We start from the raw sequence: 23,530 nt of genomic DNA on the forward strand, positions 1-23,530 counted from the left end.
CCCAATAGTATTAATTCAATGACTTTACTGCATTTATATGCAATTAATGTGCATGAATATTGATACTATTATGAGTAAGGGCTGTCAACAGTGAATATTAAATTACCGTCTTTTATTAAATTATATCATCAGCTCATTGCGGCTCCTTCTATCAGCGCAACTGATGCTGAACTCGATCAAAGCAATAAAATTGTTATCAATCTGCTGGCGGAATGGTTAAAAGAGATCGGATTTTCCATTGAAATTCAACCCGTTCCTGAAACCAGAGATAAATTCAATCTGCTGGCAACATTAGGCAGTGGTTCGGGTGGTTTACTGCTATGTGGTCATACAGATACCGTTCCTTTTGATGAGGGACGCTGGACACAAGATCCCTTCACACTGACCGAACGCGATGGCAAATTATATGGACTTGGGACGGCTGATATGAAAGGCTTCTTTGCCTTTATCATTGATGCGTTGCGGGATATCGACGTCAGCAACTTATCTCACCCCCTTTATATTCTGGCTACCGCTGACGAAGAAACATCAATGGCAGGTGCGCGCTACTTTGCTGCCAATGCTCATATTCGGCCTGATTTTGCCATCATTGGCGAACCGACATCATTACAACCAATCCGCGCCCATAAAGGGCATATAGCCCAGGCTATCCGCATTGAAGGAAAATCAGGGCATTCCAGCGATCCAGCGCGGGGCGTCAATGCCATTGATCTGATGCACGAATCCATTACCCAGCTCATAAAACTACGCCATACCTTACAAGAGCGTTATCACAATCCGGCGTTCGTCATCCCTTATCCAACTATGAATTTTGGCCATATTCACGGCGGTGATGCCGCAAATCGCATTTGTGCCTGCTGTGAACTGCATATGGATATCCGTCCACTGCCAGGATTGACCTTGCAGGATTTGAATGGATTGCTGAATGACGCACTGGAACCCGTAAAACAGCGCTGGCCTGGTCGCCTGAACATGACAGAACTTCATCCTCCCATTCCGGGCTATGAGTGTCCGACAGATCATAAACTGGTGGGCGTGATTGAAAAACTGTTGGGAACCAAAGCAGATACTGTCAATTACTGTACAGAAGCGCCTTTTATTCAGGAGTTATGTCCAACCTTGGTTTTGGGGCCTGGATCGATTGAACAAGCGCACCAGCCCGATGAATTTTTAGATATGGCATTTATTGAGCCAACGAGGAAATTACTTTCACAGCTTGTGGCGCATTTTTGTTTGAATGCAGGTTAAAGCTGTACTGTTTCCCAGCCGCCAAATGGCTAATTAATTTCCTCTGCAAAAATGTTCATAATTAGTACCATAAATGGACTGGGAGAGCCTGGTCGGTGTCATAACCTCGGTGAATACATCGGGGTTTTTCGCTAATTCCCCAACATGAATTTCTTTCCTGATCATTTTGAATATTCCTCACTGGTAATAAGCCATTTCTCGATTGACTAAAAACGCCACTTCGCCCATTCTATTTGGACATCTAAACGGATAGACATGTAAACACTTAAACATCTAAAAATAAGCGGACAAAAGTTCCGTTTGTTCATGAGGGCACAGGGTATGAGTTTTTTTCACGCTAATCAGCGAGAAGCGCTGAACCAGAATCTGGCTGAACTTGAAGGGCAAATTCGCGTTTCCTTTGAATTCTTTCCACCCAGAACGGCTGAGATGGAACAAACCCTGTGGAAATCCATTGATCGCTTGAGCAAGCTGAAACCTAAGTTTGTTTCTGTTACCTATGGTGCCAACTCCGGCGAACGTGATCGCACTCATAGCATTATCAAAGGTATTAAAGAAAAAACTGGCCTTGATGCGGCCCCACACCTGACTTGCATTGATGCCAGCCGTGGAGAACTCAGCAACATTGCTCATGATTATTGGCAAAACGGCATTCGTCATATTGTGGCATTACGTGGTGATTTACCGGCTAACGGTTGTAAACCAGAAATGTATGGTGCAGATTTAGTTGAGCTTTTAAAAAAAGAAGCGGATTTTGATATCTCGGTTGCCGCTTATCCAGAAGTGCATCCAGAAGCGAAAAGTGCACAGGCAGACTTGATCAATTTAAAACGTAAAATTGATGCCGGAGCCAATCGTGCCATTACCCAATTCTTTTTTGACGTGGAGAGTTATCTGCGTTTTCGTGATCGCTGTGTCGCAACAGGGATTGACGTAGAAATTGTACCTGGGATCTTACCAGTCTCGAACTTCCGTCAATTGCAACGATTTGCTTCAATGACTAACGTCCGGATCCCAAGCTGGATGACCAGAATGTTTGAAGGGTTAGATGATGACCCAGAAAGTCGCAACTTAGTCGGTGCATCTATTGCAATGGATATGGTGAAAATTCTTAGTCGTGAGGGCGTGAAAGATTTTCATTTTTATACCCTGAATCGGGCAGAATTGAGTTATGCCATCTGCCATACATTGGGAGTACGCCCTTGTTAACTTATCCATTGCTATTTACCCGCTACACCTCAGAAGCCGGACCAAATGACAGTTCGGCGTCACTGTTTCTTATGCGGAAAAACCAGAACGTAAATATCACAATCATCACAATACCGACGGTATTCAAAATCTCCCATCCCACTTGATAACTCATCACAAAACCGACAGACAAGGATGCGAACATATTCGATAAATAAGTCATCAGCGAATTCACTCCTTGTAATTTATGCGTAAACGGATTCCCAACAAATCCATTCAGTAAAAATGTTCCGCCATTAAACATAAACGCCCACCCAAGACCAACAAAAATTAGCGAAAATAGGAAACCAAGTTTCTCCTCCCAGCAAATGGCAATCCCCATACCGATAACAAAAAACACCGCACCCGACATAATCAAATTCACGGTTTTAAATTTATCCACTAAAAATGGCAAAATCAAAGCAGGAGCATACATAGCAAAAAAATGCCATTGCAAAACGAATGCACTATCTTCAATGGAAAATTGTTTATGCAACATCGCTAATGGAGTCGCATTCATCAATAACGTCATCAAGGAAAAACCTACAGCACAGCTTCCTGTCGACAGAAGAAATAATTTTGATCGCAAAAGGCTAACAAAGTCATCATTCTTATCGCAACCATCGCTTGTCAAAAGAATATTGTTCTTTTTCAGCACCAGAGGAAAATGAATAAAGAGCTGAGTTATCAATGTCACCATACAAATAATGGCAGCTAAAAGAAATGTTCCCAAATAAAGTTTTATTCTATTTTCTCTGTCCAAATAAGAAAGACTTGCCAGAAATGTGAAGAATATCATTTTTCAACAGGTTAAAACCCAAAAAGCCGAATAGTTTCCCCATTCGGCTTCTATGCTTCAAAAATATTTAAACTATCCAGTATTACGCATTCCTGCCGCAACACCGGCAATTGTCACCATCAGCGCCTGCTCAAGATGCGGATCAGGGTTTTCCTGCTGACGGGAACGCTGTAGTAATTCGGCCTGTAGTACGTTCAACGGATCGGTATACACATTACGCAAGGCGATAGATTCGGCGATCCACGGCAAATCCGCCATCAATTGTTCATCCTGTGCAATGGTCAATACTGTTTCGATATCCTCTGCCAGTTGGTTACGCAATTTTACGCCTAACGACCACAGCTTCGGTTCTACCAAACGCTGATCGTAATATTCTGCTAACCACAGATCTGCTTTGGCAAACACCATCTCCAACATGGCGATACGCGTATTGAAGAATGGCCAGTCGCGGCACATATCCGTTAAAACTGACACATTACCCGCATCGATCACCCGTTTCAGCGCCGCACCTGCGCCTAACCATGCCGGTAGCATCAAGCGGTTTTGCGTCCAGGCAAATATCCACGGGATCGCCCGCAAACTTTCAACGCCCCCTGTCGGGCGTCGTTTAGCTGGCCGCGAACCTAACGGCAGTTTTGCCAACTCTTGTTCCGGTGTGGCTGCCCGAAAATAAGGCACAAATTCCGGTTGCTCACGTACATAATCACGATACATATCACAGGAAACATCGGAGAGTGTATCCATAATCTGGTGCCATTCCGGCTTCGGCTCCGGTGGCGGCAATAAGTTAGCTTCCAGAATCGCACTGGCATACAAGGCTAAACTGCTGATCGTTACCTGCGGCAAACCAAACTTAAAGCGGATCATTTCCCCTTGCTCCGTTACCCGAAACCCGCCTTTCAGGCTACCCGGCGGTTGGGAGAGTAAAGCCGAATGGGCAGGAGCACCACCACGACCAATCGTGCCTCCACGCCCGTGGAACAGGGTAAGTGTCACGCCCTCTTTTTCACACACTTTAATTAAGGCATCCTGTGCCCGATATTGTGCCCACGACGCTGCCATCACTCCGGCATCTTTGGCTGAATCGGAGTAACCAATCATCACCATCTGCTTATCCTTAATCAGAGAGCGATACCACTCAATTCCCAATAGTTGTCGAATCACGCTTTCTGCATTATTCAGGTCATCAAGGGTTTCGAACAACGGTGCGACCGGCAATGACAATGGGCATCCCGCCTCTTTCAGCAATAATTTCACCGCCAAGACATCAGAAGGCACTTTCGCCATGGAAATAACATAAGCCGCAATCGAATCTTGTGGTGATTCAGCAATAACCTTGCAGGTATTGAAAACTTCTTGTGTTTCTGCGCTTGGCTGCCAATCACGCGGGATCAAAGGACGTTTGGATTGCAACTCTCTCAACAGAAATGCCTGTTTTTCGGTTTCAGGCCAGCTCGCATAATCGCCCATTTCCAGATATTGCGTCAGTTCAGCAATCGCATCAGTATGGCGAGTACTTTCCTGACGGATATCAATACGCACCAAAGATAAACCAAAGCAACGAATGCGGCGCAAGGTATCCAGTAATTGCCCGTTTGCGATAATTTCCATACCACAATCTTGCAGGGACTGATAACAGGCATATAGCGGTTGCCATAACTGTTCGTTATGCAGGAGTAGATCCGCTGGTGGTAAAGCTTGCTCGCCTTTAAGGTGTTTTTCCAGATAAGCCAGCGTATTACCTAATTGCGTACGTAATTGTTTGGCAATCTCACGGTAAGGCTCTAAAACATGCTCACCTCCCGCCATTTGGCGAAGTTCAGGCGTACATTCCGACATGGAAAGTTCAGAAACTAAAACCTGAATGTCTTTCAGAAACAGATCGGCGGCCTTCCAACGGCTCAGCAGTAAAACATGACGGGTAATTTCGGCGGTCACGTTAGGATTACCATCACGATCGCCTCCCATCCAAGAGGTAAAACGTACTGGCACCGCTTCCACTGGCAAGCTATAACCAATGGATTCTTCCAGTTGTTCATTGAATTCACGCAGAAATGCCGGCACACCTTCCCACAAGCTGTTTTCGACCACAGCAAAACCCCATTTTGCTTCATCAATTGGGGTTGGGCGAATCTTACGGATCTCATCAGTATGCCATGATTGGGCGATCAACTGACGCAACCGACGCATGATATTATTACGTTCATAATCGGCCAAATCGTCATGATCAAGCTGTGCCAGACAGCCATTCACTTCAACCAACTTATGAATCAGGGTACGGCGGGCAATTTCTGTCGGATGAGCGGTCAGAACCAATTCAATCGCCAGCGCATTGACCGCCTTGATTAAATCGTCATTGCTGAATTGTTTGTCTTTGAGTCGGTTGAACAGCGCTGCCAGCGCTACCGGATTACTGGCCGCTTCGCCATGTGGAGAAATACTGTGATATTGTTCGGCAACATTAGTCAGATTTAAGAACTGGTTAAACGCACGGGCAACAGGCAACAATTCATCATTGGATAAATTTTCCAGCGTCGATAAAAGCTGCTGGCGGTGAGCCTCGTTACCTGCACGGGATGATTTAGATAACTTCCTGATCGTTTCGACTTTATCAAGAATATCTTCTCCCAAAGCTTCTTTAATTGTATCGCCCAGCAACTTACCGAGCATACTGACATTACTTCGCATTGCGGAATATTGTTGATTCATGTGGTTCCTGACCTTGTGTTGCTGTATGTCACCTATTTCACCAATGGATTGGTGACCCTATTTTCTGTCTGAATATTTCATGTTTTGCTGTAAAACGTGTTCTTCTGTTTATTTCTAACGTGCTATTTATTTCTAACGTTCTATTCATATCAGAAAACAAACAATTTGGGCGAATTTTATGAAATTTAAAAAGAGAAAAAGGGATGTTTGATTGATAGAAGGGGACGAACATCAGCAGGGATAACCTGTTATATCCCTGCTAAAACCTGATTGAATAATAGGAAAGAAAATCCTCGCCTATAGAAATATTGGACTACAGAAGTTGCGACAGACGATTTAAATCCGATTGGATTGCCCCTGCGGTGACATCTCGTCCCGCTCCTGGCCCTCGGATCACTAACGGATTATCACGATACCAACGGCTCTCTATCGCAAAGACATTATCTGCCGGCAGCAGCGAAGCCAATGGATGATCGCTACGCACCGCTTCCACACCAACTTTCGCTTTGCCACTGGCATCAAAACGTGCGACATACCGTAGTACCATGCCCATTTCCTGTGCCGCTTCCAACCGTTGCAGCATTTGCTCATTAATGGCAACACTGTTTTCAAAGAACTCTTCAATGGAACCGCTCTGAGCTTCTGCCGGTACCAGAGACTCAACACGCACATGATCAGGCTCTATCTCATAACCTGCTTCACGAGCCAGAATAACCAACTTACGCATCACATCCTGACCAGAAAGATCAATGCGCGGATCAGGTTCCGTCAACCCTTGTTGCCATGCTTGTTCAACTAATTCACTGAAAGGTACAGAACCATCAAACTGCAAAAACAGCCAGGATAATGTGCCGGAAAAAACGCCACTGATGGACAGAATAGTATCACCGCTTTCCCGCAGATCCCTGACAGAGTGGTTAATCGGCAGCCCTGCACCCACTGTGGCGTTGTATAACCAATGACGCCCTGTTTTTGCAAAAGCATCGCGGATCATACGGTATGTATTGCTGTCGGAAGAACCGGCAACTTTGTTGGCACTGATGACATGGAATCCATAACTGGCAAAGTAGATATACTCTTTGGCCAATTCTTCACTTGCCGTAACATCCAATACAACTAAATCATCATATGGATGTGCCCGCATCCATAAAAACAGAGCATCTTCTTCATGTTCAGTCGCTTCATCATCAAAGAAGGCCAACGCCCGACTGGCATCAATACCCTGATAATTCAGCAAACTCCGGCGACTATCGACAACACCCGCCAGAATAAATTCAAAATCGCTGCGAGCGGAAATATTCTTCTGCTCACGAGCAAACAGTTCCAACCAACGAGAACCAATATTTCCTTTGCCAAACAGCACCAAACCGATGCGTTTTTCTGCCCTAAACAGGCTTTGGTGCAATCCCTGAATCAAATGTGATGTCTGATTCGAACGTAGTACAGCCACCAGACTAATGTCATCTTCTGCATGCCAGATAAATTCAACTGGCTGATCTTTTAATTGTTGATAAAAACGATGGCTATGCAACGGATTCTTGCATACTCCAGCCCCCACTAACGCCACCAGCGCCAAACCTTCACGCAAAGAAAGTTTGCCGGGTAAGGAAGCATCCTGCAAAACATCAAGGGCGCTATTCACAATCTCAGCGGTATAGCAAAGTTGGATCAAATTGCAATCTGCATGTAATCCGGTTGCCAATGGCCGGATTTGGGCGCGCTTCAACAAAGAATCAATATCCTTATAGATTTGCTTGAAATCGTGGGCTGGAGAAACATGCAATTCAATCAGGCAGACATCATCATGGCTGGTCACAATTTTGGCTCCTGTCCCCGTTGCCAGCACTCGCTCAATACGGGTGGAGCCCTGTTCAGGCTGGTAACTGCAACGCAATTGCAGATCAATATCGCTGAGAGAAACAGGCTGCAATGTACGGGTATGGAGAACGGGCGCGGCCAAACGTGCCAATTCACTGGCTTCGTCCAAACGCAGCAATGGCAGCAGGCAGGCATCGTTGACTTTACGCGGATCTGCACTGTAAACCCCCGCCACATCACTCCAAATTGTGACTTTTTTAGCTCCTGCCAAAGCCCCAACTTGGGTAGCAGAATAGTCACTGCCATTACGCCCCAATAATACCGTTTCCCCCTTCTGGTTACTGGAGATAAAACCGGTAACTACTAAACGCTTATTGGGATTTTGGATCAATAATTGGCTAAACAGGGGCTGAGATAAACTGATGTCAACTTGTGGCTGCGCAATGCGCTCTGCCCGCAGGAATTGACGCGCATCCAGCCATGCGCTGGGGATACCTTGATTTTCCAGCACCGCCGCCATTAAACGGGCAGACCAGATTTCCCCATGACCGACAACTTCTGCATATGTGATATCGGTGACGGGTTTATCCAACAATACGCTCAATCTTTCCAGATCAGCGATAAACATTGCGTTGAGTTCTTCTGCAACTGTTTCGGGCAACAAGCCACGGATCAATTCTTGCTGGTAACGCCGCAAAGACTGCTGTATTTGATGTGCGGATATCCGGTCACTCTGACTCAACTTAAGCCAATCGATCAACTGGTTAGTCGTACTCCCCGCAGCCGATACCACCATCAAATCACCCGGCAAGCTGTAGTTCGCCATAATTTCAGCAACCCGCTGATAACATTTCACATCAGCCAGACTGCTGCCACCAAATTTATGTAGCTGACGGCCAGATTCCGCCCCCGCTGTTGCCAGTATACTCATGATTACCTCGTTGCCGCTGCCTGAAACGCATTGTCCAAATCAGCAATTAAATCCTGACTATCTTCAATTCCTACAGAGACACGAAGAAGCAAATCCGTAATCCCTGCCTGAGTCCTTGCTTCTGCCGACATTCCCGCGTGTGTCATAGTTGCTGTATGAGAAATCAACGACTCCACCCCACCGAGAGATTCAGCCAAAGTAAATAATTTTAACGCAGATAAGAAACGACGCATGGCCTGTTCATCACCATCCAGTTCGAAACTGAGCATCGCCCCAAAACCTTGCTGTTGCTTAACAGCAATTTCATGCCCCGGATGGTTCTTCAATGCAGGATAGAAGAGCCTTTTCACTTGGGGCTGCTGTTGCAAATAATCCACAATGGCAACCGCATTGCTTTGTTGGAGCAGTACGCGGGCAGATAATGTACGAATGCCACGCAATAGCAGATAACTATCAAACGCCGCAGCCGTCACGCCAATATTGTTCGCCCACCAAGCCAGCTCTTCCGCGATGGATGGCTCCTTAGCGATAATGGCTCCCGCAATCAGATCAGAGTGTCCATTCAAATATTTCGTGCAGGAATGCACCACTAAATCTGCCCCTAACTCCAATGGCTTTTGCAGGACAGGGCTTAAGAAAGTGTTATCGACAACAGCCAATGCCCCAATTTCATGAACCAATGCACAAATGTATTGAATATCAACAATCCGCAACAGAGGATTACTCGGTGTTTCAATCAGTACCAGTTTGGGCTTTTTAGCCAACGCCTGTTTCAACGCCTGCTCATCTGACTGATCAACAAAAATCACATTGTACGCACCGCGCTTGCTTAGGCTGTCAAACAGGCGGTAACTACCGCCATAACAATCATGAGGCGCAACCAATAAATCCCCTGGTTTCAGAAATACAGTACAGATCAGATGGATCGCTGACATGCCACTGCTGGTCATGACTGCACCCGCTCCGCCTTCCAGCTCGGCCAAAACCTGTTGAACCACATCACGGCCAGGGTTGCCACGGCGAGAGTAATCATGAGTCCTGGGTTCATTGAAACCGGTAAAGTTGTATGTACTGGAAAGATAAATAGGCGGAACAACACAACCATATTGTTCATCAATATTTGAACCACTGTGAACCGCAATTGTCGCTTGCTTACACCCCATAACCTTTCCCCATCATCGTTATTATTAGCGTCACGCAAGAATAACGACTGAAAAGATGGACGTCAATACATCTAGACATCCAAATTATTTTGCGGTTTAATACCACAATTCCATGGCTGTCATTACACTTTATATGTCTTCTGGTTATTTTTTATAAATTAGTACAGGTGGGGCAATATAGTCGACAGGCTAATTATGTTAGACTACTGCATTATCGACATGAAAACAGATCAGAAATTCCTTCCAATTTCTAATCTCAATTACTTGATTCAAAAATTATTTAAGGTATCTCATGGCTGAGTGGAATGGTGAGTATGTCAGCCCTTATGCTGAACATGGCAAAAAAAGTGAACAGGTCAAAAAAATTACAGTTTCAATCCCGCTAAAGGTATTGAAAATCTTGACTGATGAGCGCACTCGTCGTCAGGTAAACAATCTGCGTCATGCAACAAACAGCGAATTGCTGTGTGAAGCTTTTCTGCATGCGTTCACTGGACAGCCTCTGCCTAATGATAACGATTTGCGTAAAGAACGCCATGATGAAATCCCGGAAGCCGCGAAAATCATGATGCGCGAACGAGGTATTGATCCGGATACATGGGAATATTGATAACAAAAACGCCCGATGCGAAACATCGGGCGTTTTTGTTTTAACTATCCGGCCTGTATGGATGACAGACCGGAAAAAGTCATTACTTCTTAGAACCTGGAACGCTGAAACGTTTGTTAAAGCGATCAACACGACCACCAGTTGCAACGTCACGCTGCTTACCGGTGTAGAACGGGTGACATGCACCACAAACGTCCAGGTTCAGATTGTGACCTACAGTAGAGTTGATTTTGATTACATTACCGCAAGAGCAAGATGCAGTAATTTCTTCATATTTAGGATGGATACCTTGTTTCATGGGAAACCTCTGTTCAGGCCGTGTCGCTATCCAGCCTTATTTTGCCGCCAGACACCACACGTCGTGTTGATAAAAAATATGTATCGGTAATTTCTATACCAAAGGCGGCGGATCATACAGAATATCTGTTTATTGCGCAATGAAATCTGCCTATTTGCTATGATACTCTGATCGCTATACGTTTTTTCCCCTGGTCATTAATTATCCGGAAATTGCCTTATGACAGTTATTCAGGTTGCATTACCTGTCCCCCTAACCCGCACGTTTGATTATCTACTGCCTACAGGATTACCTTTACCAGCTATCGGTGTTCGAGTATTCGTGCCTTTTGGTAAGCGTAATGCGATAGGTATCGTCACTGGTATCACTGATAGCAGCGAATTTCCTCCTGAACAACTCAAGTCTATTTCCACCATTCTTGATGTCCAGTCCCTTTTTCCCAACGATCTCTGGCAATTGCTTCAGTGGGCCGTCAGCTATTATCACTATCCGCTGGGGGAAGTTTTGTTCCATGCTCTGCCTGTCTTACTACGGCAGGGAAAACCGGCAGAATTTTCCCCACTCTGGCAATGGCAAGTCACTGAGGCAGGCCGTGAATTTCCGCTTGCACAACTTAAGCGCTCCGCCAAACAGCAAAAGGCGTTGGCCGCTTTGCACCAACATCCCGTTTATCGTCATCAGGTATCTGAATTGGAGTTAAGTGAAAGCGCACTGCAATCACTGAAAAAGAAATCACTGATTGCCCTGCATCCCATCCAGCCAGAAGCGGAAAACTGGCGTGTGAATTTTAAAACCATTGGTGAACAGTTAAAGCTCAATACAGAGCAAGCGACAGCGGTAAGCGCCATCCGTGCAGAAGATAACACTTTTTCCCCGTGGCTACTGGCGGGAATCACGGGATCAGGTAAAACAGAAGTGTATCTCAGTGTACTGGAGAACATTCTTGCACAAGGTAAACAGGCTCTCATTTTAGTGCCGGAAATTGGCTTGACGCCACAGACTATTCGCCGATTCCGTGAACGTTTTAACGCTCCCATTGATGTTCTGCATTCAGCCTTGAATGACAGCGAACGGCTGACAGTTTGGCTGAGGGCGAAAAGAGGGGAAAATGCCATCGTTATCGGTACACGATCTGCTCTGTTTACCCCTTTTGCTGAGCTGGGTGTCATCATTATCGATGAAGAGCATGACAGCTCTTACAAACAGCAAGAAGGCTGGCGCTATCATGCCCGCGATCTGGCGGTGTTCCGGGCGAAAAAAGAGGGCATTCCGATTATTATGGGTTCTGCCACCCCCGCACTGGAAACGCTATATAACGTGCAACAGGGGAAATATCGCCACCTCACCTTAACCCAACGTGCAGGCCAAGCCCAACCAGCCACTCAGCATTTACTCGATCTGAAAGGCTTGCCATTGACGGTTGGACTATCCCAGCCACTCATCAATCGCATTGGTGAACATCTCAAAGCTGATAATCAGGTCATCCTGTTTCTGAACCGCCGAGGTTATTCTCCTGCCCTGCTCTGTCACGAATGCGGCTGGATAGCAGAATGTCAACGCTGTGATCACTATTACACCCTACACCAAAATCACCGCCACCTGCGTTGTCATCACTGTGATAGCCAGCGTCCAATCCCACGCCAGTGCCCGCAATGCGGCACCACTAACTTAATTCCCGTTGGCTTAGGCACTGAGCAACTTGAAGATGGCATTACAAAACTGTTCCCCAATACTCCGGTTACCCGTATCGATCGTGATACCACCAGCCGCAAAGGAGCACTGGAACAGCAACTGGCCGAAGTACATCAAGGGGGCGCCCGCATTTTGATTGGTACTCAAATGTTGGCGAAAGGCCACCATTTCCCCGATGTTACGTTGGTCGCCTTACTGGATGTCGATGGTGCTTTATTTTCTGCTGATTTTCGGGCTGCCGAACGTTTTGCCCAGCTCTACATCCAAGTCTCCGGTCGGGCTGGGCGAGCTGGAAAACGGGGAGAAGTCGTCCTCCAAACCCACCATCCTGAACATCCACTTTTACAAATATTGTTGGAAAAAGGCTACGATGCCTTTGCCCAGCAAACGATGGAAGAGCGCCAGCAAGTGCACCTGCCACCTTTTGTGAGCCATATCCTGCTCCGTGCAGAAGATCACGATAATCAGCAAGCCCCCGCATTTTTGCAACGAATGCGTCAACTGTTTGAACATCATGCACAGCCTGATAATCATTTATGGATCATGGGTCCGGTACCCGCATTGCAGGCCAAACGTGGCGGTCGTTATCGTTGGCAGTTGATGATTCAGCACCCTTCCCGCATTTTTCTCCAGAAAATGATGACCGGAATCTATCCCCAAATCACTACACTGCCACAAGCACGTAAAGTGAAATGGAACATAGATGTTGATCCCACCGAAAGTTGATAATTATTTCTTTAATTTGCGAAACATCTCTAAAAAATGATTTATATCACGCTTTTTATGCAAACAAAGTAACAGGTTGAGCTGTTAATCGACTTAAAATGAAATTATTAATATAACTGTAGAAAGCAATTCGTCAGCACGCCCTTCTCAGGCAAGACTGACGTTTTTTTAGCAGCCGGATAGCAATCGTTTAGCTGCCTGTGGAGAGTGAGGAGTGAACTATGGAAAAAAAGAATAGCGCATTGACAACCATGAAAGATGTTGCCGAATTTGCGGGTGTTTCTACCGCAACTGTATCAAGAACATTAATGAATCCTGACAAAGTTTCTGCTCGTACACGCCAGAAAGTTGAGAATGCGATATTAGAGGTTGGTTATTATCCCCACAATCTGGCCAAAAATTCACGGCGTAATGAATCCAAAACCATATTGGTTATTGTTCCCAATATCAGTGATCCTTTCTTTACCGAGGTTATTCGGGGCATTGAAGAAACCGCTACTGAGCATGGTTATCTGGTTCTGATTGGTGATTGCAGGCATCAACAGCAGCAAGAACATGCATTTATCAATCTTCTAATCACCAAACGCATTGATGGCATGGTGCTATTGGGTTCCAACATTCCTTTCGATGTTTCCAAAGAGGAACAAAAAAACCTGCCTCCCATGGTGATGGCCAATGAATTCACTCCAGAACTGGAACTTCCCACTGTCCATATTGACAACCTGACAGCGGCCTTCAATGCCACTCATCATTTGCAAAAATTGGGACACAAACGTATTGCCTGCATTACCGGGCCGGAAGCCATGCCGCTGTGCCACTATCGCTTGCAAGGTTACATCCAGGCATTGCGGCGCTCAGGGGAAGACATTCGTGAAGAATATATTATCCACGGTGATTTCACCCATGAAAGTGGAGCGACATTGGCAACAACCCTGCTTACCCTGCCAGAGCCTCCAAGCGCTATTTTCTGTCATAGTGATGTCATGGCAATGGGCGCAATGTGGCAAGCTAAAAAAATGGGATTAAAATTACCAGAAGATCTCTCTGTTGTCGGTTTCGATAATTTAAACCTGGCCCAATACTGCGAACCAGCCCTAACCACAGTGGAACATCCCCGTTATGAGATTGGGCATCACTCCATTCTGTTATTGTTGGAACAGCTCCAAGGCCGTTTGGTTTCCAAAGATTCAAGATTATTGGAGGCAGAATTGATTATTCGTGCGAGTACTTGTTCGCCTAAAAGCTAGGCAAATAACAACAGCTTAAGTAACATTAGTTATCTATTCTTCAATTTTTTAAATAACTTAGTGAATTAAACAGTGGCACAACGAGATTATGTGAGTCGCGGGCGTAGCAATCCCCGTCGGAAAAGTACTGGTAAGAAAAAAAATCAGGCTCAAGGATTACCCAAAACTACATTAGCCGTTGCTGTGGCCTTGGTAGTCATGTTTATTGGGGGACTTTATTTCCTCGTACATAATAATCAGGAAGAAAATAAGCAGGAAGAAAGTGCACAAAATGCCTCACAATCCCACCATCAAACCAAGGGGCACAGCCTGCCACCAAAACCAGAAGAGCGCTGGAGTTATATCAAGGAATTGGAAAATCGTCCTGTGAACGAATCTTCTATACAGGAGTCCGATGCAACAGTAAATAAACCACTAAACCAGCCCCCTCAACTAACACCTGAGCAAAAACAGCTTCTTGAACAAATGCAAGCAGATATGCGCCAGCCGCCTATTTCATTGAAAGAAGTGCCTTATAACAGTGAACCTGTTCCACGTTCACGTGTGTTGATCAATCCTCCTGCGCAACAGCAACATACTGAACAGATTTTGCCAGAACAAAAGCCAGCAGTCGTGGCGGAAAAAAGACCTTTAGCTTCGTTCCAAGCCAATACAAAGTTTGAAACCAATGAGGCGAAATTGATGCTACAATGTGGTTCCTTCCGCACAATGGAGCAAGCAGAATCCGTTCGTGCCAACCTTGCATTCGCAGGCATTGAGAGTCAGATTACCACGAAAGACAATTGGAACCGTGTTGTACTTGGCCCTTATAAAAATAAAGCCAGCGCTGAGAAAATGCGCGAACGTGTCGCAGGTGCCGGTGTACCAGGCTGTATTCTCCGCCCTATCGGGGGTTGAAAAAGCGGAAAGCTCCCCCATCTTAATCTCTAATAATATACACATGGTGCTTTTATCAGCAGTGCGCAAGCAATGGTGAGATAACACATTAATGCGCCGTGTGTACCATCTTCTATTTTGTAACCAGGGGCTAACTCGTGACTACAATCGTAAGTGTTCGCCGTAATGGCACAGTTGTCATCGGTGGTGATGGACAAGCAACAATGGGTCATACCGTTATGAAAGGCAATGTCCGCAAAGTACGCCGCCTTTACCATGACAAAGTCATCGCGGGTTTTGCCGGCGGTACTGCCGATGCTTTCACGCTGTTCGAGCTGTTTGAACGGAAACTCGAAATGCATCAAGGGCACCTGACCAAAGCAGCCGTTGAACTAGCCAAAGACTGGCGAACGGATCGCATGCTGCGCAAGCTGGAAGCCCTGCTTGCTGTCGCAGATGAAAATGCTTCTCTGATCATTACAGGCAATGGTGATGTGATTCAGCCAGAAAATGACCTTATTGCCATTGGTTCCGGTGGATCATACGCACAGGCTGCTGCCCGCGCTATGCTGGAAACAACCGAACTCAGCGCCAGAGAAATCGCAGAACGCGCTTTAACTATCGCTGGCGATATCTGCATCTACACCAACCATAATCACAACTTCGAAGAATTACCTTCGAAAGCGTAAGGATAGATAGTATGTCTGAAATGACTCCTCGCGAAATTGTCAGCGAACTAAACAATCATATTATCGGTCAGGACAAAGCAAAACGTGCCGTTGCTATTGCCCTGCGTAACCGCTGGCGTCGCATGCAGTTAGATGAATCACTGCGTCATGAAGTCACTCCAAAAAATATTTTGATGATAGGCCCAACCGGTGTCGGTAAAACCGAGATTGCCCGTCGTCTGGCAAAACTGGCCAATGCTCCCTTTATCAAGGTTGAAGCAACTAAGTTCACCGAAGTGGGTTATGTTGGTAAAGAAGTCGATTCCATCATTCGTGATCTCACTGACGCAGCAGTAAAAATAGTCCGTCTGCAATCCATTGAGAAGAACCGCTATCGTGCAGAAGAATTAGCAGAAGAGCGTATTCTGGATGTCCTACTGCCACCAGCAAAAAATAACTGGGGACAGGCAGAACCTCAATCTGAGCCATCTTCAACCCGTCAGGCATTCCGCAAGAAATTGCGTGAAGGCCAGTTAGACGATAAAGAAATTGAAATTGAAGTTTCAGCCGCCCCAGTTGGTGTTGAAATCATGGCACCTCCTGGCATGGAAGAGATGACGAATCAGTTACAATCCATGTTCCAAAACCTGGCAGGCCAGCGTCAAAAAAGTCGTAAGATGAAAATCAAAGACGCATTCAAGTTGCTGGTCGAAGAAGAAGCGGCAAAACTGGTCAATCCTGAAGAACTGAAACAGCAGGCAATTGATGCAGTTGAACAACACGGCATCGTTTTCATTGATGAGATCGATAAGATTTGTAAACGCGGTCAAACTTCCGGTCCAGATGTTTCCCGTGAAGGTGTTCAGCGCGATCTGCTACCACTTGTAGAAGGTTGCACAGTTTCCACCAAACACGGCATGGTCAAAACTGATCATATCCTGTTTATCGCCTCTGGTGCATTCCAGGTTGCCAGCCCTTCTGATCTGATTCCAGAACTGCAAGGCCGCTTGCCAATCCGTGTTGAATTGCAAGCCCTGACCACCGAAGACTTTGAACGTATCCTGACCGAACCTAATGCTTCACTGACTGAACAGTACAAAGCTCTGATGGCAACGGAAGGCATGGGTATTGAATTCACGACTGACGGTATCCGTAAAATTGCGGAGGCAGCATGGCAAGTCAATGAAACCACTGAAAATATCGGCGCCCGTCGCCTGCACACCGTGCTTGAGCGCATGATGGAAGACATCTCTTTTGACGCCAGCGAACGTCAAGGACAAACTGTCGAAATCAATGCTGATTACGTCAAAGAGCACCTGGACGAACTGGTTGCAGATGAAGATTTGAGTCGGTTTATTTTATAATCAGTCATATTATTGGTTTGATTAGCGCCAATAATTCGCCGGACTTATTGAAATGGGGGGCTTTTAGCCTCCCATTTTGCTATTTTCGATGGTATAAAATTTATTACATCAATCATAATGACAAACAGTGACAATATGAGCTCAACAACGTCTATCAGTCAGATGCAGGCATGGCTGGAAAGTTTACGCCCCAAAACGCTCCCACTGGCCGTTGCTGCCGTCATAACGGGCTCAGCCCTTGCGTCATGGACAGGACATTTCAAATGGCCTGTCGCGTTACTGGCTTTATTAACCGCGGCCCTGCTGCAAATTCTTTCCAACCTCGCCAACGATTATGGTGATGTCACCAAAGGCAGTGACACAGAAAAGCGCATTGGCCCAAGACGCGGTATGCAAAAAGGTCTGATTACCGCAAGGCAGATGAAAAATGCATTGAAGATCACTGTGCTGCTCTCTTGTTTATCAGGAAGTTCCCTGATTGCTGTAGCCTGCAATAACCCAAACGACATTATCGGATTCTTGATCCTGGGGTTACTGGCGATTGTCGCAGCTATCACTTATACAGTGGGTACTCGTCCTTATGGCTATCTGGGGTTGGGAGACATTTCTGTCCTGATTTTTTTTGGCTGGTTGAGCGTTCTTGGTACCTACTATCTGCAAGCCGGTACTTTTTCCCTAAGCACCGTTTTGCCCGCAACTGCCAGTGGCTTACTTTCTGTGGCAGTCTTAAACATTAATAACCTACGCGATATCGAAAGTGACCGCCAAAATGGCAAAAATACGCTGGCTGTCCGGTTAGGAGGAAAAAAGGCTCGCTATTACCATGCCACCGTTTTGCTAGCTGCCATGCTCTGCCTTGTTGCCTTCACGCTCCTATATCTGAATAATGGGTTTAGTTGGTTGTTCCTGCTCGCTTTTCCCCTGCTGTTAAAACATATGGTGCAAGTGCTGCGTGATCCAACACCTGAAGGTATGCGTCCCAAGCTAGTGCAAATGGTCAAAGCGGCATTATTGACGAATATTCTGTTTTCCATTGGATTGATACTTAATTAGCGTTACCGTCTCAACCGAGGAGGTCGGATTTATTCATTGAGTATCTGGCTTAAACCAGCATGAATACTGAGTTTATGTTATTCGATATTTTCTAGGGGTACACCCTTGTGTACCCATCTGAACGAGATGTTCCTTACATCCTCAAAAAACGTGCTGTTATCATGGATTATAGCTTGGGTTAGTATAGTCCACCAATTCGCGCAGGTGCTGTGCCAACTGGTCAACAATTTTCTCACCCGTGGCAGCATCTACCGTTAAGTTTTCCAATGTATTGTCGTTATCACGGAGCTTGATACCATTGCGGTAGAGAAAAATCATGGTAATAAAAAACGCCGTGCGCTTATTACCATCATTGAAAATATGACCACGAGCGATAGCAACCCAATAGGTGGCTGCAAGTTCAAAAATGTCTGTTACACCTTCGTAGTGTGTACGGTTTTGCACTCGATAGATGAGTGCTTCGGCTCTGCCAGAGTCAGGCATTCCAGCAACGCCGGGAAGCCGCTGTAATATACGGTCATGAAAAGCGATAACTTCCTGTGCGCTGACCCATATCATCGGTTTGTCAGTGCCTCTACCGTATGCCCATGACGCTGCATAATTGAATCGAACTCTGCATCCAGTTTGGCATTCTGGTATGCCTCGAATTCTGCCTTACTGATAACGACTGCTGAGCTGCCGTCTCGACGAGTAATCTCAACAGGTTCGCCGTGAGTAGCAGCATCCAACACTTCTGAAATATTGGCTCGTGCTTGGGTTGAGGTGTATGTACGCATAATATATCTCCAAAAATGTACATATAAATTGTACATATTTTGTGTGTTTATTCAACAATAGGGATCTCTGTACGAATTACCTTTACGTGCGGCTTTTTTATATCCTCATACAACACAACCAATCGCACACTAAGCTATCGGGTGCAAAAACTTCCCGACGAACGATGTAATGGATTGCAGCGTTGGTTAAAAGGCGTGATAACCCGTAGCGGACTCAATAAGGCAGCAGTAGCGCTGGCAAATAAAAATGCCCGAATAGAGTGGGCACGGGTCAACCAACAATAGAGTTATGAAGCGCGATGAGTAACCCTTTATGTAGCAAAAGCCCATAAGTTGATGTAATTGACAGGTAGTACCGACTCTCTGTGAACCTGGTAACCCGATCAGTCTATCGAGACTGTTGAATTAATGAAGACAGAGAGTGCGAATTTTCATCAGGACTCACTGAAGCCGAATATATGTTTGCGACTACGTTGTCAGAAAAATTCACCTACCCACTTGAATTAAGTCGGTGTCCATATATCGGGTTAATTAAGCAAATAGGCATCAATTTTACATATAGGTTTCAAGATTGATGGTTTTGCCAACACTGGCTTTAAAAGGATATACTGTCTATTCCTTGCATAAACCAGACGTAAATCCCATGAAATATGATACTTCCGAACTTTGTGATATCTATCAAGAAGATATAAATGTGGTAGAGCCAATCTTCTCCAACTTTGGTGGGCGTACTTCATTTGGTGGTCAGATCATCACCGTGAAATGTTTTGAGGACAATGGCCTCCTTTATGATTTACTCGAAGAAAACGGACATGGTCGCATTTTGCTCGTTGATGGTGGTGGATCAGTACGCAAGGCACTGGTTGATGCAGAACTGGCTCAACTCGCTGTCAATAATGAGTGGGAAGGCATTGTCGTCTATGGCGCAGTGCGTCAAGTCGATTATCTTGCAGAGCTTGATATTGGTATTCAAGCAATGGCGGCTATTCCTGCTGGCTCCAGTAGCGAAGGAGTGGGAGAAAGTGATATCAGAGTGAATTTTGGTGGCGTCACTTTCTTCTCTGGTGACTATCTCTATGCAGATAATACCGGCATTGTCTTATCTGATTTCCCTCTGGAGATTGAGGAAGAGCTAAGTTAAAAAATATACAAAAAAGGGCGCAATTATCGCCCTTTTTCAGCTAAGCCATTGGATACCTTATTGTACATCTTCCATCTTACCCAACAGAGTGCGTAAGCGTTCTTGCCATGCCGATTGTTCTTGTTTGAGCTGCTCATTTTCACGTACCAGAGAATCACGGCTATCTGCCATATTCTGGGCATCCTGAGATAAGACGGCATTCTTTTCTTTTAATTCTTCAATTTCCATTTGCAGCAAAGTGATGGTATCAATCGCCTGCTGAACTTTAGATTCTAGCTTCTCAAAAACTTCAAATGACATTCTGGGGCCCCTCTTATAAGCAATGTTATTGATTGTATTTAGCCTATTGACGTCTGTCTAGTTTCATCCTTTCAATGTGTGGCATAACGCGAAATATAATGACCAAACCCAAATGTCTGTAAGATCACATTTCCAAGCTCAATAAAACTGCAAATAAATGCGAATTCGCTCATTTTGTTGACGCAACACGCAGATTTCAATTTCGCTATTTCTCGTTTACGCGCATTAACGATAAATTCACAGGCACCTTTCTCTTAATACATAAGAAAGGACTAAGAATTAATCGCTTCCTTGTACTTTTTCATAGGATATAGAAATGAGCCAGACCACCACTCCAACACTATCAGGTCAATGCATTTCCGAATTTCTAGGTACTGCGTTGCTCGTTTTTTTTGGCTTAGGCTGCGTCGCCGCTGCCCGAATCGCCGGAGCACAACTGGGTTTATGGGAAATCAGCATTATCTGGGGTTTCGGCGTCGCTCTGGCAGTTTATCTCACTGCCGGAATTTCAGGCGCGCATCTTAACCCCGCAGTGACTATTGCGTTATGCCTGTTTGCCAACTTTGACAGAAAAAAAGTGCTGCCTTACACCATTGCCCAAATGCTCGGTGGCTTTATCGCAGCACTCATCATCTATATGATGTATTACAACCTGTTCCTCGATTATGAGCAAGTTCACAACATCGTACGCGGCTCACAGGAAAGTCTCTTTACTGCGGGAGTTTTCTCCACTTACCCAGCAGCCCAGATCTCCGTTTTTCATGCGTTTATCGTTGAAGTCATTATCGCGGCCGTTCTGTTATGCCTGATCCTGTCCCTGACAGATGATGGCAATGGCATCCCTCGAGGACCTTTGGCACCTTTGTTAATCGGAATTCTTATTGCAGTTATCGGTGGCTCGTTTGGCCCACTGACCGGATTTGCCCTGAACCCAGCTCGTGACTTCGGCCCCAAATTAGTTGCTTACCTGACCGGCTGGGGAGACATTGCCCTAACCGGAGGCCGAGACATTCCTTATTGCCTTGTTCCGTTGATAGCCCCTATTGTTGGCGCAATTTTAGGTGCTTTTGGCTATCGCAAGCTGATTGCTCGCCATCTACCGCGCGAGATTTAAAATACATAAAACCAGGTTATAGTTATGACAACAGAAAATACTACAGAAAAAAAATATATTGTTGCGCTGGATCAGGGCACAACCAGTTCACGCGCCGTTGTACTTGATCACGATGCTAATATTGTCTGCATCTCACAGCGTGAATTCCCGCAAATCTATCCCAAGCCAGGCTGGGTGGAACACGATCCGATGGAAATCTGGGCAAGCCAAAGCTCTACCTTAGTTGAAGTGCTGGCAAAAGCTGATATTCGCTCAGATCAAATTGCCAGCATTGGTATTACAAACCAACGAGAAACGACCATTGTCTGGGAAAAAGAAACCGGAAAGCCGGTTTATAATGCAATTGTATGGCAATGCCGCCGAACAGCAGATATTTGTACCAAACTGAAACAGAAAGAGGGCCTGGAAGAATACATCCGCCACAATACCGGATTGGTTCTTGACCCTTATTTCTCCGGTACGAAAATAAAATGGATTTTGGATAACGTCGAAGGTGCCCGTCTACGCGCTGAAAATGGTGAGCTTTTATTCGGGACAGTCGATACATGGCTGGTCTGGAAAATGACTCAGGGACGCGTACATGTGACCGATTATTCCAATGCTTCCCGTACCATGCTATTTAATATCCATAATCTGGAATGGGATCAAAAAATCCTTGATGAGTTGGGCATACCTCGCGTTATGTTACCTAAAGTGGCCGCATCCTCGGAGATCTATGGCCAAACCAATATCGGCGGTAAAGGTGGCACACGCATTCCTATTGCAGGTATCGCAGGCGACCAACAAGCTGCTTTGTACGGACAACTGTGTGTACACCCCGGAATGGCAAAAAATACTTACGGTACCGGCTGCTTCTTGCTAATGAACACAGGTAAAGATGCTGTTCGTTCCAATCACGGCCTGTTAACAACTATTTGCTGTGGCCCACGTGGTGAAGTCAATTATGCACTGGAAGGTGCGGTCTTTGTTGGAGGAGCATCCATTCAATGGTTGCGTGATGAACTGAAACTCATTGCGGATGCCACAGATTCAGAATACTTCGCAACCAAAGTCAAAGATAGCAATGGCGTTTATGTTGTTCCTGCCTTTACTGGCCTTGGCGCACCATATTGGGACCCTTACGCCCGTGGCGCTATTTTTGGCCTGACCCGCGGTGCCAATAGCAACCATATTATTCGTGCTACTCTGGAATCCATCGCTTACCAAACCCGCGATGTCCTGGACGCTATGCAAGCTGATGCGGGTACACGCCTGCAAGCCCTGCGTGTAGATGGCGGCGCTGTCGCCAACAATTTCCTGATGCAGTTCCAGTCCGATATTCTCGGCACTCGTGTCGAGCGTCCTGAAGTGCGTGAAAGTACAGCCCTAGGCGCTGCTTTCCTGGCTGGTTTGGCCGTCGGCTTCTGGCGAGATCTGGATGAAGTGAAAAGTAAGGCTGTAGTCGAAAAAGAGTTCCGACCAAGTATCGAAACAACTGAACGCAACCATAAATACAATGGCTGGAAAAAAGCCGTTGCCCGTGCCCAAGAGTGGGAAGATCGCGCCTAACCGCGAAATATTGAGCAAGTGAGATAAAGGCTTTGGCATCTGAGATTGTTTATACACTCTGCCAGAGCCTTTTTAAATACTATCGTTTCTACAAAGCCGTATGTTCCTGACGCTGGAACTGCTGGGAAATGGGCAACCAAAAAAATAGAATCAGCAATAACATGGCAAACATCAACATCATCCCATAGTCAATCTATGTTTTTTCTTTGCAGTATACAATTT

21 protein-coding genes are annotated in these 23,530 nt (G+C 45.7%); 13 read left to right on the forward strand and 8 right to left on the reverse strand.

The features are described 5' to 3' along the window. Positions 1 to 90 precede the first annotated feature (90 nt). Both argE and metF read left to right on the forward strand, forming a co-directional pair. Positions 91 to 1,248, forward strand: coding sequence for an acetylornithine deacetylase (argE, locus tag ACE1SE_RS18100; RefSeq protein ID WP_374052024.1), 1,158 nt, complete (start codon positions 91 to 93; stop codon positions 1,246 to 1,248). Positions 1,249 to 1,569: 321 nt separating this feature from the next. Then, complete coding sequence (metF, locus tag ACE1SE_RS18105) at positions 1,570 to 2,457, forward strand: methylenetetrahydrofolate reductase (protein ID WP_074019097.1); 888 nt, start codon at positions 1,570 to 1,572, stop codon at positions 2,455 to 2,457. 22 nt (positions 2,458 to 2,479) lie between these two features. Here metF and ACE1SE_RS18110 read toward each other — a convergent pair whose 3' ends face one another. From ACE1SE_RS18110 to metB, 4 genes are all read right to left on the reverse strand, one after another. Beyond that, positions 2,480 to 3,007: a hypothetical protein gene (locus ACE1SE_RS18110; RefSeq protein ID WP_374052025.1), complete on the reverse strand. Its 528-nt coding sequence runs from the start codon at positions 3,005 to 3,007 to the stop codon at positions 2,480 to 2,482. Between the two features lie 339 nt (positions 3,008 to 3,346). Then, the gene (gene ppc, locus ACE1SE_RS18115; RefSeq protein WP_374052026.1) at positions 3,347 to 5,983 is read right to left on the reverse strand and encodes a phosphoenolpyruvate carboxylase; all 2,637 of its coding nucleotides are present in this window, start codon (positions 5,981 to 5,983) and stop codon (positions 3,347 to 3,349) included. Positions 5,984 to 6,296: 313 nt separating this feature from the next. Next, entirely contained in the window at positions 6,297 to 8,732 is a 2,436-nt protein-coding gene (locus ACE1SE_RS18120) for a bifunctional aspartate kinase/homoserine dehydrogenase II (protein WP_374052027.1), read from the reverse strand. 2 nt (positions 8,733 to 8,734) lie between these two features. Continuing rightward, positions 8,735 to 9,895 carry a cystathionine gamma-synthase gene (metB, locus tag ACE1SE_RS18125; RefSeq protein WP_374052028.1) on the reverse strand — a complete coding sequence of 387 codons (1,161 nt, stop codon included), beginning with the start codon at positions 9,893 to 9,895 and terminating at the stop codon, positions 8,735 to 8,737. A 292-nt stretch (positions 9,896 to 10,187) separates the two neighbouring features. Here metB and metJ point away from each other — a divergent pair, with 292 nt between their 5' ends. Continuing rightward, the gene (metJ, locus tag ACE1SE_RS18130; protein WP_074019093.1) at positions 10,188 to 10,505 is read left to right on the forward strand and encodes a met regulon transcriptional regulator MetJ; all 318 of its coding nucleotides are present in this window, start codon (positions 10,188 to 10,190) and stop codon (positions 10,503 to 10,505) included. 82 nt (positions 10,506 to 10,587) lie between these two features. Here metJ and rpmE read toward each other — a convergent pair whose 3' ends face one another. Next, positions 10,588 to 10,803 (reverse strand): 50S ribosomal protein L31, encoded by a 216-nt coding sequence (rpmE, locus tag ACE1SE_RS18135; RefSeq protein WP_374052029.1) that lies wholly within the window; start codon positions 10,801 to 10,803, stop codon positions 10,588 to 10,590. 219 nt (positions 10,804 to 11,022) lie between these two features. Here rpmE and priA point away from each other — a divergent pair, with 219 nt between their 5' ends. The 6 genes from priA to ACE1SE_RS18165 all read left to right on the forward strand — a co-directional run bounded on the left by priA (position 11,023) and on the right by ACE1SE_RS18165 (position 18,429). Beyond that, positions 11,023 to 13,221: a primosomal protein N' gene (gene priA / locus ACE1SE_RS18140; protein WP_374052030.1), complete on the forward strand. Its 2,199-nt coding sequence runs from the start codon at positions 11,023 to 11,025 to the stop codon at positions 13,219 to 13,221. Between the two features lie 221 nt (positions 13,222 to 13,442). Continuing rightward, the gene (gene cytR / locus ACE1SE_RS18145) at positions 13,443 to 14,468 is read left to right on the forward strand and encodes a DNA-binding transcriptional regulator CytR (RefSeq protein WP_374052031.1); all 1,026 of its coding nucleotides are present in this window, start codon (positions 13,443 to 13,445) and stop codon (positions 14,466 to 14,468) included. A 72-nt stretch (positions 14,469 to 14,540) separates the two neighbouring features. Then, complete coding sequence (gene ftsN / locus ACE1SE_RS18150) at positions 14,541 to 15,365, forward strand: cell division protein FtsN (RefSeq protein WP_374052032.1); 825 nt, start codon at positions 14,541 to 14,543, stop codon at positions 15,363 to 15,365. Between the two features lie 137 nt (positions 15,366 to 15,502). Then, entirely contained in the window at positions 15,503 to 16,033 is a 531-nt protein-coding gene (hslV, locus tag ACE1SE_RS18155) for an ATP-dependent protease subunit HslV (protein WP_374052033.1), read from the forward strand. A gap of 11 nt (positions 16,034 to 16,044) precedes the next feature. Further along, positions 16,045 to 17,376 (forward strand): ATP-dependent protease ATPase subunit HslU, encoded by a 1,332-nt coding sequence (gene hslU, locus ACE1SE_RS18160; RefSeq protein WP_374052034.1) that lies wholly within the window; start codon positions 16,045 to 16,047, stop codon positions 17,374 to 17,376. Between the two features lie 135 nt (positions 17,377 to 17,511). Beyond that, the gene (locus ACE1SE_RS18165; RefSeq protein WP_374052035.1) at positions 17,512 to 18,429 is read left to right on the forward strand and encodes a 1,4-dihydroxy-2-naphthoate polyprenyltransferase; all 918 of its coding nucleotides are present in this window, start codon (positions 17,512 to 17,514) and stop codon (positions 18,427 to 18,429) included. 159 nt (positions 18,430 to 18,588) lie between these two features. On the opposite strand, the gene ACE1SE_RS18170 is transcribed toward ACE1SE_RS18165, so the two are convergent. Then, a complete protein-coding gene (locus ACE1SE_RS18170; protein WP_374052036.1) occupies positions 18,589 to 18,987 on the reverse strand; it encodes a type II toxin-antitoxin system death-on-curing family toxin in 399 nt (132 codons plus the stop codon). Next, positions 18,984 to 19,205 (reverse strand): type II toxin-antitoxin system Phd/YefM family antitoxin, encoded by a 222-nt coding sequence (locus ACE1SE_RS18175; protein ID WP_047962450.1) that lies wholly within the window; start codon positions 19,203 to 19,205, stop codon positions 18,984 to 18,986. Before ACE1SE_RS18175 ends, ACE1SE_RS18170 begins: the two co-directional genes overlap by 4 nt. 141 nt (positions 19,206 to 19,346) lie before the next feature. On the opposite strand from ACE1SE_RS18175, the gene ACE1SE_RS18180 reads away from it, so the two are divergent. Both ACE1SE_RS18180 and rraA read left to right on the forward strand, forming a co-directional pair. Further along, the gene (locus ACE1SE_RS18180; protein ID WP_445082118.1) at positions 19,347 to 19,490 is read left to right on the forward strand and encodes a hypothetical protein; all 144 of its coding nucleotides are present in this window, start codon (positions 19,347 to 19,349) and stop codon (positions 19,488 to 19,490) included. Between the two features lie 358 nt (positions 19,491 to 19,848). Further along, positions 19,849 to 20,346, forward strand: coding sequence for a ribonuclease E activity regulator RraA (gene rraA, locus ACE1SE_RS18185; RefSeq protein WP_374053709.1), 498 nt, complete (start codon positions 19,849 to 19,851; stop codon positions 20,344 to 20,346). Positions 20,347 to 20,403: 57 nt separating this feature from the next. On the opposite strand, the gene zapB is transcribed toward rraA, so the two are convergent. After that, the gene (zapB, locus tag ACE1SE_RS18190) at positions 20,404 to 20,646 is read right to left on the reverse strand and encodes a cell division protein ZapB (RefSeq protein ID WP_374052037.1); all 243 of its coding nucleotides are present in this window, start codon (positions 20,644 to 20,646) and stop codon (positions 20,404 to 20,406) included. A 316-nt stretch (positions 20,647 to 20,962) separates the two neighbouring features. Between zapB and ACE1SE_RS18195 the strand changes: the two genes are divergently transcribed. Next, complete coding sequence (locus ACE1SE_RS18195) at positions 20,963 to 21,760, forward strand: MIP/aquaporin family protein (protein ID WP_374052038.1); 798 nt, start codon at positions 20,963 to 20,965, stop codon at positions 21,758 to 21,760. 24 nt (positions 21,761 to 21,784) lie between these two features. Then, positions 21,785 to 23,308 carry a glycerol kinase GlpK gene (glpK, locus tag ACE1SE_RS18200; RefSeq protein WP_374052039.1) on the forward strand — a complete coding sequence of 508 codons (1,524 nt, stop codon included), beginning with the start codon at positions 21,785 to 21,787 and terminating at the stop codon, positions 23,306 to 23,308. Positions 23,309 to 23,530 lie beyond the last annotated feature (222 nt).

Origin of the sequence: Xenorhabdus taiwanensis, assembly GCF_036512875.1 — a bacterium.
Classification (GTDB): domain Bacteria; phylum Pseudomonadota; class Gammaproteobacteria; order Enterobacterales; family Enterobacteriaceae; genus Xenorhabdus; species Xenorhabdus taiwanensis.